A 10482-nucleotide genomic window follows, 5' to 3' on the forward strand; every position below is an offset into this window, starting at 1 on the left:
TTCTACTTGAAAAGGAACGTCTTTTACTCCACAGTAAGCACATTGTCTACCCCACTTTTCTAGTAAGTATTCTCTGGTTTCGTAACCAGCTAAAGTTCCCTGCTGATATTCCTTACCTTGAATATCAGGATTAGCCATTAACTGCATATCAAACCTGACTAATTCTTGGCTAATAGCCTGAATTGGTGCGAGTTTACGCAATCTTTCAACCCAAGTTTTAATATTATCAACCCGACTTTGTAGGCTTGGTGCTAACCATCCTTCTGGACGGGTTCTATTCAAGAACCTTGGTTGTCTGTAACGAGTTTTTCTTGCACGTCTAGAACGTCTTAATTGCCTTCTAGAAGTTAAAGCATCTCTAATTGCAAAGCCTCTATGTTTTAATTCAGCAGCAAATACAACTTCGCCAGTTGAATCATTAACTAATACCATTCCCGTGAACTTTGCACCAGGGTCAATCTTTAGCTTTAGCGACGATACTGGTGAGTCAGGACGGGATTTTTTGAGGATAATTGTGAACGGAAACTGTCTAAATATTGCTGCTTTTTTGCTTCTTAGTAGTTGTCTGGCTTGCGCTGAATGAATTGGGTTTAATGGCGTGAAGTTGGTATCTAAAACAAATACTTTGGACATATTGTCCCTCCTTGCGGGTAATGTTAGCCTAGACAAAGATTTAAAGGCTTTTTACGCTAACAGCACTGGATTAACCCAATAGGCCTGTTTAACTGTTAACCTCAGATCTACAAACTGGCTGCGTATTTGTAGGTGAGATGACCTGAAAATCGTAGTGATTTAACACTTAGTCGGGTAAACTCTGGGCTTTAAAAGCCCCCACTTACCCGAAGGGAAGTGGTGGGTAATTTACGGTGTATTATTTTTCTCAATCTCATGGGTTTCTAAGGTGGGATTATCCTGTGCTAATTTCATCACACCAACCAGCATCAAAGCCTGAATAGAAAAACCAATGACTATCGCTGTTAATATCACTGCTTGGGGAACAGGATCTGCATAATTAATATTTTTTACACTAGAAATAATGGGGGTAAATAAGCCTTCTCGTGATGCAATTAGTACATAAAAGGCAATCACACCTGTACTCATCACATCCATGGAGACAATTTTCATCACCAGGTTTTTTTTGAGGATAATCCCGAAAAAACCGCACAATATTGTTATTAGTACACAGGCTTCTAACACGGTAATTAATTATTTTATTTTATGCTCAAGTGATAATTTAATATAAGCACAGATTTTTGGTACTAACTCAATATCAAGTGCTAAAATATTTTGATGATTATTATAGTGATATCTAATGATTTAGTATTAAGGAACTTATGTATCATATCTTGGCTTGCAATCTTTTTTTCCTACCCTCCAAAAGGAGGTTTTCAAAATCTCTTATGGTCTATTAAATTTTTTATATTCATTTAAGGTAACAGGTGACAAGTAACAGCTAAGAGTTTTACTACCCATTACCCATTACCCATTACCTATTACCTATTACCTAATTACTCATTTAACCACGGTTTTGAATGGGGTTGCCAAGCAACTAATTCTTCATCCTTAAACCATAAAGCTATTTCTGTTTGGGCTGTTTCTTGAGCATCAGAACCGTGAATCAGGTTACGACCTACATTAACGCCAAAATCGCCACGAATTGTACCTGGTTCTGCGTTTAAGGGATTGGTTGCACCAATAATCTTTCTCGCTGCTGCAACAACGCCCTCACCTTCCCAAACCATTGCTACAACTGGACTAGAAATGATAAATTCCACTAACCCAGGAAAAAAAGGTCTTTCACGGTGAACAGCATAGTGTTGTTCCGCTAATTCTCTACTGACTTTCATAAACTTCAACCCAACTAAAGTAAAGCCTTTAGTTTCAAAACGGCGGATAATTTCACCCACCAAACCACGCTGTACACCGTCCGGCTTAATTGCTAAAAATGTGCGTTCCAAGTCTGTCTCCAAAAACATAATCAAATTTTGATGGGTTAATTGTCAGTTGTATTGAGGTCTTTTGTCTAGTAGTCTGAGCAATTTTCCCTGATCATGGTGGATAACCGGATTGAATTACCATTTTTTTCCTGATTACATATAGCAACAGGTAATTAACCGCAGATAAACGCAGATAAACGCAAATTTTTGTAACTAACCATTCTCAGCACAAGGGAGTATTGGGTGATTATCCTAATTCTTAATCAGAAATTATTTCTAGTCTTATATCCTTTACCAGACTATTTTGTTAAATTGTTAATTCGTGGGCAACACACAGAGGTCAGGAAGAAATGGGTGTCGAGTCAACTGCTGATGAGATTGTAAAAATGCCGCCTAATGGGCATAAAGCTGAATTGAAAAGCCAAAGAGAGAAGAAACTGCTAGTACCTACTAGCATAAGCACGGGAAATTTATCTATTCCCTGGAAAATTGAGAATAGTGAAGACCTTTATCGGATTGAAGGTTGGGGTCGGCCTTATTTCTCGATTAATGCTGCTGGTCATGTAACTGTTTCTCCCAAGGGTGAACGTGGTGGGTCTTTGGACTTGTTTGAGTTGGTCAATGCTCTACAACAGCGTAATTTAGGTCTTCCTATGTTAATCCGCTTTTCCGATATTTTGGAAGACCGGATTGAGCGCTTAAATGCTTGTTTTGCTAAGGCGATCGCCCGCTATAATTACCCTGGTGTCTATCGTGGGGTTTTTCCTGTTAAGTGCAATCAACAACGTCACCTGATTGAAGATTTAGTTCGTTTTGGTAAACCCCATCAATTTGGTTTGGAAGCAGGTTCTAAGCCAGAATTAATGATCGCTTTGGCTTTATTGGATACCCCTGGAGCATTGTTAATTTGCAATGGCTACAAAGACCAGGAATACATCGAAACCGCTATGTTAGCCCAAAGACTAGGACAAACACCAATTATCGTCCTAGAGCAAATTGAAGAGGTGGATTTAGCCATTGCTGCTAGTCGTCAATTAGGAATTAAGCCAATTTTGGGAGTTAGAGCCAAATTAAGCACACAAGGTATGGGTCGCTGGGGAACTTCTACAGGCGATCGCGCTAAATTTGGCTTAACAATTCCCGAAATTATGGAAGCTGTAGAAAAATTAGGTGCAGCTGACTTACTCGGTTCTCTACAACTGTTACATTTTCACATTGGTTCGCAAATCTCCGCTATCAATGTCATTAAGGATGCCATTCAAGAAGCTAGTCGTATTTACGTAGAATTGGCGATGCTAGGGGCAGATATGAAATACTTAGATGTTGGGGGTGGTTTGGGTGTAGATTATGACGGCTCGCAAACGAACTTCTACACCTCAAAAAACTACAATATGCAAAACTATGCTAACGACATTGTAGCCGAATTAAAAGATACCTGTGATGAACGGCAAATTACCGTACCTACTCTTGTGAGTGAAAGTGGTCGGGCAATTTCCTCTCACCAATCAGTGTTGATTTTTGACGTTCTCAGTACCAGTGATGTCCCCCTTGATCCTCCTGATCCTCCCCAAGACGGAGAATCTCCAATTATTAAATACCTGTGGGAAACTTACCAATCTATCAATAAGGAAAATTACCAAGAATTTTATCACGACGCTGCTCAATTCAAAGAAGAAGCTATCAGTCGCTTTAATTTAGGAATTTTGCGCTTGAATGAACGCGCTAAGGCCGAACGTCTTTACTGGGCTTGTTGTCAAAAAGTTTTAACTATCATCCGTCAGGAAGAATACGTACCTGACGAATTGGAAGACCTAGAAAAAATCATGGCTTCCATTTACTACATCAATCTTTCTGTGTTTCAATCAGCACCAGATTGTTGGGCTATAGATCAACTATTTCCCATTATGCCCATACATCGTCTGGATGAAGAACCAACCCGCAGAGGAATTTTAGCAGACCTCACCTGTGATAGTGATGGGAAAATAGACCGCTTTATAGATTTGCGAGATGTGAAATCAGTGTTAGAATTACACAAATTTCATCCAGGAAAACCCTATTATTTGGGAATGTTCCTGAATGGAGCATACCAGGAAATTATGGGGAATTTACATAATCTCTTTGGTGATACTAACGCCGTTCATATCAATTTAACTCCCAAGGGCTACCAAATTGAACACGTTGTTAAAGGTGATACCATGAGTGAAGTCGTTAGTTACGTTCAATACGATGCTGAAGACATGGTAGAAAATATTCGCCAGCGTTGTGAGCGGGCTTTAGAAGAACAGCACATCACCTTAGCGGAATCTCAGCGACTTCTACAAACTTACGAGCAAAGTTTACAACGGTATACTTACTTGAATAGTTAATAGTCATTAGTCAGGGATCAGTTGTCAGTAGCAAATTACAACTGACAACTGACAACTAACTAAATTGAACTTGTTCCCAATAATTCAGCAATGGCTTTATGTTCTAAAGGCGTTTCTATGGGACGAGTTTGACGGGCATCTGTAATCAGCCAATCTAAAGCCGCAGCTTGGACATCAATGGATGCTCCCGTTTTATCTACACAGTAACGCCCAAACACTAATTTATCAACTAGGCGGACTCCGGGAGCTAAACGGGACCATTCAAAAATCACGCTGTTATCTACAGTAGCCCCACTACAAATCCAGCAATTTGGACCAATCATGGCCGGTCCAATAATTTTTGCTCCGTCTTCAATTTTGGTCATTCCACCAATATAAACAGGTCCAGTAATATCAACTTTATCCCAATTTACAGATACATTCAAACCAGTAAAAATACCGGGAGCGACTTCATGTCCGGGGATTTGTACATTTTTGATTTCCCCCGATAAAACACCGCGAATTGCTCGCCAGTAATCGGGAACTTTACCAATATCTACCCATTCAAAATCCATGGGAATAGCATAAAAAGGGGCGTTATCTGCCACAAGTTGGGGAAATAACTGGCCACCAATGTCATATTCTACTCCAGAGGGTATATACTTAAATACTTCTGGCTCGAAAATATAAATACCCGTATTGATATTAGTGCTAAGAGCTTCTTCTATTGGGGGTTTTTCTTGGAAGGCTTTAATGCGATTATCGTCGTCAGTAACTACCACACCATAGCTAGAAACTTCTTCCTTGGGAACTGATTTAGTGATAATGGTAGCGATCGCACCTTTGGATTTATGCCATTTTACTGCCGCAGTTAAGTCTAAGTCAATTAAAGCATCACCACACAATACTACAAAGGTATCATCAAAAAATGGTGAGAAGTCTTGAATCCGACGCATACCCCCAGCCGAACCAATGGCTTCCCCCACGAGTTTACCATCATCATCAATTTTACCTTCAAAAGAATAGGCAATCTGCACTCCAAACCGCTGACCATCACGGAAATAACTTTCTATTTCCTCCGCTAAATGGCTGACATTGACCATAATTTGATCAAATCCGTGTTGGCGCAATAATTCCAATAAAAATTCCATTACTGGCTTTTGCAGTATAGGAATCATGGGCTTAGGAATTGTATAGGTAATAGGACGGATACGAGTACCCTTTCCTGCTGCAAGAATCATTGCTTTCATAAAATCTTATTCCTTAGTAATTGGTCAGTTGTCAGTTGTCATTAGGGGATAGAAATTTATGCTCCCCCTGCTCCTGGACTTTAATTAGGTAAACGAATTGAAATTTCCTGGTAAAATTCTTTTTGGAATAACTCCACCTTAGATTGAGCCGAGAGCAGTAGTAAAGCCCAAAAAACGCTAATCATGCTACCATGTCCTGATTGATGATTATGTCCGTTTTTCCCTGGTTGCTTTGTCTGTATCCATAAATCTATCAGTTCTTCTAGATTCCAACATTGTTCCTCCAAATTTCGCTCTTTAGCAGCACGATGTAACACCTGTTCTAGCTCTAACGCGACCTCCGTTAAATTTTCTTGGTGGGCTAACTCTAGGGCTTCCCGCATGGTTTGCACACTAGACTGGCGCTTAGTTCGCTGAGGTTTATCAGATTTTTCTACCAGTTTCAACTGGCTGGCCATGATTTGCAACTGGTCTATTAACTCTTGCAGTGTCACTCGACGTTTTCGAGGTGGCATAGCTGCTGGACGACGACGCAGGTGTTGCTCTAATTGTAAGGGACGGGCTGGACATGACAATCCATCTTCAATTTCTAATATTGTATCATCTATAACTTCTTCTGGAGTATTATATACCGTTGACAGTTGCATTAATGTATTTGCCTTAAATAATACAAGCTTTGATGCTGATAAAAAAGCCTGTCCAGATTGAGATAAATCATTTTCATAGCCTCTGGTAGTTGCTTCTGGGGACATTAATTTCAAGTAATGATCAATCACCTCAATAACTCGCACGTCCCAAGGGTCAATTTCCCCTTTTTCGGCTTGGGAAATCAGGTGTGTAATTGTTTCTAATAATTCAACTGCATCCATCAATTCAAAATTTAATATACCAGAAATCAGAGGTCACGCAATTTTAGATTTTAGATTTTAGATTTTAGATTTTAGATTTTAGATTTTAGATTTTAGATTTATTCCAAGTAGCTTATTTCTGAATCCAGTAAGTATAAATATAGCTACACCACCTAGTTTATCAGACCTTTTTAAATATTGGTTTAAATATTGGTTTAAATCTTGGTTTAATATTAGATGCCGTTTAACATCTAAAATCTAAAATTTGCTCAAGAACAAGAGTTTCACTGACCGCTGACTAATTTATTCATCTTCCCCAAATTCTGAGCCGTAATTAGCCCGAAAATTTGCGACAAAATCACTATGCTGACTGTTTTTGATCACATCGAAAGTACCTTTGATAGTTCCAGCAATTGGTACAGCCACCAGTGTTCCCAGCAAACCCGCAATTTCAAATCCCATTAAAATGGCGATAAAAATCCACAGGGGGTTGAGTCCGATAAAATTACCCATGAGTTTGGGAGCTAATAGATTATCTTTAATTTGTTGCATGATAATTGCCATTGTAGCGACTGGAAATGCTAACCACCAATTTTGAATTAATACCAATATTGTGACTAAACCAATGCCTAAGGTTGCGCCAACAACAGGAATAAGTCCAGAAATACCGATAATAATAGCAAATAAGAGGGCAAATGGTACTCTCAAAAATAAGAAAATTGGCGTGAGGGCTATGATCATAAATAGCCCTAGTAACAATTGACTCAGAAAGAAGTTCTGGAAATTTAATTGTAATGACTTGCTCAGGGGAATACCGATATTTGATGGTAAAAGATTGATTAGTCCAGTCCAGACGCGATCGCCATATATTAACATATAAAAAGCGAGAACTATGACTAATATAACATTGAGTATTCCTGATAATAGCGTTCCCGCAAATCCTACAGCCCCTGAAGCTATTTGCTGAACTAGGTTCTGTATATTAGCATTAATTTGATTTGTCACCAGCTTTAAATCTATAGATAACCGTCTTTGCTTCGCTAACATCTCTAAATGATCGAAATTGGCTTGACTAGTCGCTAACCAATCTGGAATCTTATTCAAAAGTTGAATGGTTTGATCAATCAACATTGGTACAAGAGTAACACATAAAACAATAAATAGAGTTAAGGTAAGTAGTAAAACAATAATTACTGCTTGAGTGCGTCTAATTCTAATATTTTCAAATAACTTGACTGGATAATTCAGTAAAAAAGCCAGAATGGCAGAAATACTGAGGATAGTCAGAGGATTTTGAAAAAAATGAAATAATACAGACATCAGCCAGATATTGAGAGCAATAATTGGTCCACTGAGTCCATAAATTAACAAAGTTTGCAGAGGGGCAAAACGGCGCATCTGATTTAATGTATAAACAGGGGGCTTCAGGGGCTTGCAGGGCAGGGTGGCGTAATTCCTATTTCCTATTGTCCAAAAAACGTACTGATTTTGATCATAGAATGTTTCCCCCAATACTAATATACGCTGAATCTAAATCGTGAGAAAATAAAAATGATAGATAAAAGCATTGCTGATCTTCGTAAAGATTACACCCTAGAAGATTTAAATGAAGAAGAAATTGACCCGAATCCATTTATACAATTTAAAATTTGGTTTAACCAGTCCGTAGCAGCCCAACTACCTGAACCTAATGCCATGACTTTGGCTACCTGTACACCTGATGGTAAGCCTTCGGCGAGAATGGTACTACTCAAGGATATTGACGAACGGGGTTTTGTATTATTCACTAATTACAATAGTCAAAAAGGACAAGAAATATCAGTAAATCCCCATGCTGCTTTGGTTTTTTGGTGGGCTGAACTAGAACGTCAAGTCAGAATTGTGGGGACTGTCGAGAAAATTTCCTCAGCACAGTCTGATAGCTATTTTGAAGTGCGTCCACCCTTTAGCCGTTTAGGTGCTTGGGCTTCTAATCAAAGTGAAGTAATTTCCAGCAGAAATGTATTAGAGACACAATTAATAGAGTTTCAGCGTCAATATCAAAATCAAGAAGTGCCTCGACCTCCTCATTGGGGAGGGTTTCGAGTTATTCCCCAGGAAATTGAGTTTTGGCAAGGAAGATCCAGCCGCTTACATGATCGGTTGCGATATACTCTTGTAGATAATGGAAATTGGAAAATCGAGCGGTTATCACCTTAATTTTAGATTAATTTTAGATTCCCGACTTCTCCAAGCAGTCGGGAATCTTTTTGTGTAGCCTCATAACGCCAGCTATCAAAAATGATTTAATTTTTCTATAAAAAGATACTGATCTAAGAAAAAAACGATGATTATTGATTAATAATTCCTAAGAAGTTACCTGGTAAAATTATGTTAGATATTTGTTTCTTAAAGTACAGATACAAGAAAATGCCATTAGCTATGATAAACAGAACTTATCAAAGAGACTAAAATTTATGAATATAGTAGTGATCAGAGTAATTAAAACAGCGGAAAATTTTTAAATACTGATCAGACAAAGGTATTAAAAGTTGACTACTGATTGCTATATTATTTGTGTTTTTTTGTAAAATTTCAATAGTTTTTAATACAATCTCTTCAATTTATGAGAATTATACATATATTGAATCATATCCAAGAAATCGGTAATGGTATTGTGAATGTAGCTGTTGATCTGGCTTGTTTACAATCCCAAGCTGGTGATCATGTAGCGGTAATTTCAGCAGGAGGAGAATACGAAAAATTATTAAATAAATTTGGGGTTAAACACTATACAATAAACCAAAATCGCCAGCCAATAAATATGATCAAAGCGGCGGTAGGTTATCGGAAAATTGTGGGAGAATTTCAGCCAGATATAGTTCATGCTCACATGATGACTGGTGTGGTTTTAGCAAGAGCATTGAGGTGGGGAAATAGATATAATTTAGTGGCTACAGTACATAATGAATTTCAACGTAGTAGTGTATTAATGGGTTTAGCTGACCGAGTAATTGCTGTTAGTAAAGCCGTTAAAAATTCGATGGTAAAACGGGGAATTTCTGAAGAGAAACTACGAGTAATTTGTAATGGAACTTTGGGTAGCCCTCGGACTAGGAAAATCTCGGATTATCAACCTTTAAGTTTACACCGTCCTGCGATTGTTACTGTAGCGGGAATGTACAAACGGAAGGGAATTGCTGAGTTAATTGCAGCTTTTGAGGAAGTTACTCAAAATTTTCCCACAGTCAATTTATATCTAGTAGGAAATGGACCAGATAAACAAATATTTGAAGCTCAAGCTCAAGCAACGGACGTTAGTGATCAAATTCATTTTGTCGGATTTTGTCCCGAACCACAACGTTATTTACTAGCCTGTGATATTTTTGTCTTAGCTTCCCACCGTGATCCTTGTCCTTTGGTGCTTTCAGAAGCGAGGGAAGCTGGAGTAGCTATTGTGGCTACTGAGGTAGACGGAATTCCAGAGGCGTTAGATAATGGGAAAGCGGGAATATTAGTTCCGGCTCAGAATAGCCATAAATTGGCTGAAGCATTAATAAAACTATTGAGTAATACAAATATGCTTCAAGAATGGAAAAATCGGGCGCAAGAAAACTTAGAATGGTTAAATGTTGCCCGTGTACATCAAGAAACATTAGCTGTGTATCATGAGTTCGCTTTTCAGGAAACTTTTTCAACCTATACACAACTTGATTAATAATAGTTATTTCCAGTGCATATCTGGTAAATTATCTATAAGTGTGTAACAGCAGCGAAGAAGAATAATAAACAGGGTAAGTCTGAAAATAGACCATAAGATGTTGATATCGCCAATTTTTATCTACCCAATGGAGGAATCAAGATACATCCAATAAATACTAAATAATTAAATATTCCGATCACCTGACGAACTTTAACAGCACATTCCTTTGTTTGCATTGTACAAGCAAGGGATTTTTTTTATAAATTTTGAAATGATACCAATTCCATAGAATGATCAGCAATTTATATACAGCAGTTTCCGAAGTTATGAGGTACAGTTAGTAATAATAAAGATAATACTGTCATGAAAGCATATTCAGTGGATCTCCGAGAAAAAATAGTTGCAGCCCATATTGAGGAA

Annotated in this window: 9 protein-coding genes; 3 read left to right on the forward strand and 6 right to left on the reverse strand. The window is 38.1% G+C overall.

All coding sequences use genetic code 11. The features are described from left to right. The 3 genes from iscB to ndk all read right to left on the reverse strand — a co-directional run. Positions 1–633 (reverse strand): RNA-guided endonuclease IscB (iscB, locus tag H6F39_RS19400; protein WP_190397251.1); only part of this gene is annotated, 633 nt, incomplete at its 3' end. A 228-nt stretch (positions 634–861) separates the two neighbouring features. Next, complete coding sequence (locus H6F39_RS19405) at positions 862–1197, reverse strand: cation:proton antiporter subunit C (RefSeq protein ID WP_028082268.1); 336 nt, start codon at positions 1195–1197, stop codon at positions 862–864. Positions 1198–1508: 311 nt separating this feature from the next. Continuing rightward, complete coding sequence (ndk, locus tag H6F39_RS19410; protein WP_137908743.1) at positions 1509–1958, reverse strand: nucleoside-diphosphate kinase; 450 nt, start codon at positions 1956–1958, stop codon at positions 1509–1511. A gap of 329 nt (positions 1959–2287) precedes the next feature. Between ndk and speA the strand changes: the two genes are divergently transcribed. Beyond that, positions 2288–4303 (forward strand): biosynthetic arginine decarboxylase, encoded by a 2016-nt coding sequence (gene speA, locus H6F39_RS19415; protein ID WP_028082266.1) that lies wholly within the window; start codon positions 2288–2290, stop codon positions 4301–4303. Positions 4304–4362: 59 nt separating this feature from the next. Here speA and H6F39_RS19420 read toward each other — a convergent pair whose 3' ends face one another. From H6F39_RS19420 to H6F39_RS19430, 3 genes are all read right to left on the reverse strand, one after another. After that, entirely contained in the window at positions 4363–5532 is a 1170-nt protein-coding gene (locus H6F39_RS19420) for a sugar phosphate nucleotidyltransferase (RefSeq protein WP_137908714.1), read from the reverse strand. A gap of 80 nt (positions 5533–5612) precedes the next feature. Then, positions 5613–6401, reverse strand: a complete 789-nt coding sequence (locus tag H6F39_RS19425) for a segregation/condensation protein A (RefSeq protein WP_137908715.1) — start codon at positions 6399–6401, stop codon at positions 5613–5615. A 282-nt stretch (positions 6402–6683) separates the two neighbouring features. Further along, positions 6684–7778, reverse strand: a complete 1095-nt coding sequence (locus tag H6F39_RS19430) for an AI-2E family transporter (RefSeq protein WP_137908716.1) — start codon at positions 7776–7778, stop codon at positions 6684–6686. Between the two features lie 156 nt (positions 7779–7934). On the opposite strand from H6F39_RS19430, the gene pdxH reads away from it, so the two are divergent. After that, entirely contained in the window at positions 7935–8579 is a 645-nt protein-coding gene (pdxH, locus tag H6F39_RS19435; protein WP_137908744.1) for a pyridoxamine 5'-phosphate oxidase, read from the forward strand. Positions 8580–8985: 406 nt separating this feature from the next. Next, the gene (locus H6F39_RS19440) at positions 8986–10077 is read left to right on the forward strand and encodes a glycosyltransferase family 4 protein (RefSeq protein WP_137908717.1); all 1092 of its coding nucleotides are present in this window, start codon (positions 8986–8988) and stop codon (positions 10075–10077) included. Positions 10078–10482 lie beyond the last annotated feature (405 nt).

Origin of the sequence: Dolichospermum sp. FACHB-1250 (genome assembly GCF_014696335.1) — a bacterium.
Taxonomy (GTDB): Bacteria; Cyanobacteriota; Cyanobacteriia; order Cyanobacteriales; family Nostocaceae; genus Dolichospermum; species Dolichospermum planctonicum.

Coding starts and splice junctions, on each gene's coding strand:
- H6F39_RS19430 (WP_137908716.1), bottom strand. CDS start 7,778: ATGCGCCGTTTTGCCCCTCTGCAAACTTTGTTAATTTATGGACTCAGT.
- H6F39_RS19420 (WP_137908714.1), bottom strand. CDS start 5,532: ATGAAAGCAATGATTCTTGCAGCAGGAAAGGGTACTCGTATCCGTCCT.
- H6F39_RS19425 (WP_137908715.1), bottom strand. CDS start 6,401: ATGGATGCAGTTGAATTATTAGAAACAATTACACACCTGATTTCCCAA.
- speA (WP_028082266.1), top strand. CDS start 2,288: ATGGGTGTCGAGTCAACTGCTGATGAGATTGTAAAAATGCCGCCTAAT.
- H6F39_RS19440 (WP_137908717.1), top strand. CDS start 8,986: ATGAGAATTATACATATATTGAATCATATCCAAGAAATCGGTAATGGT.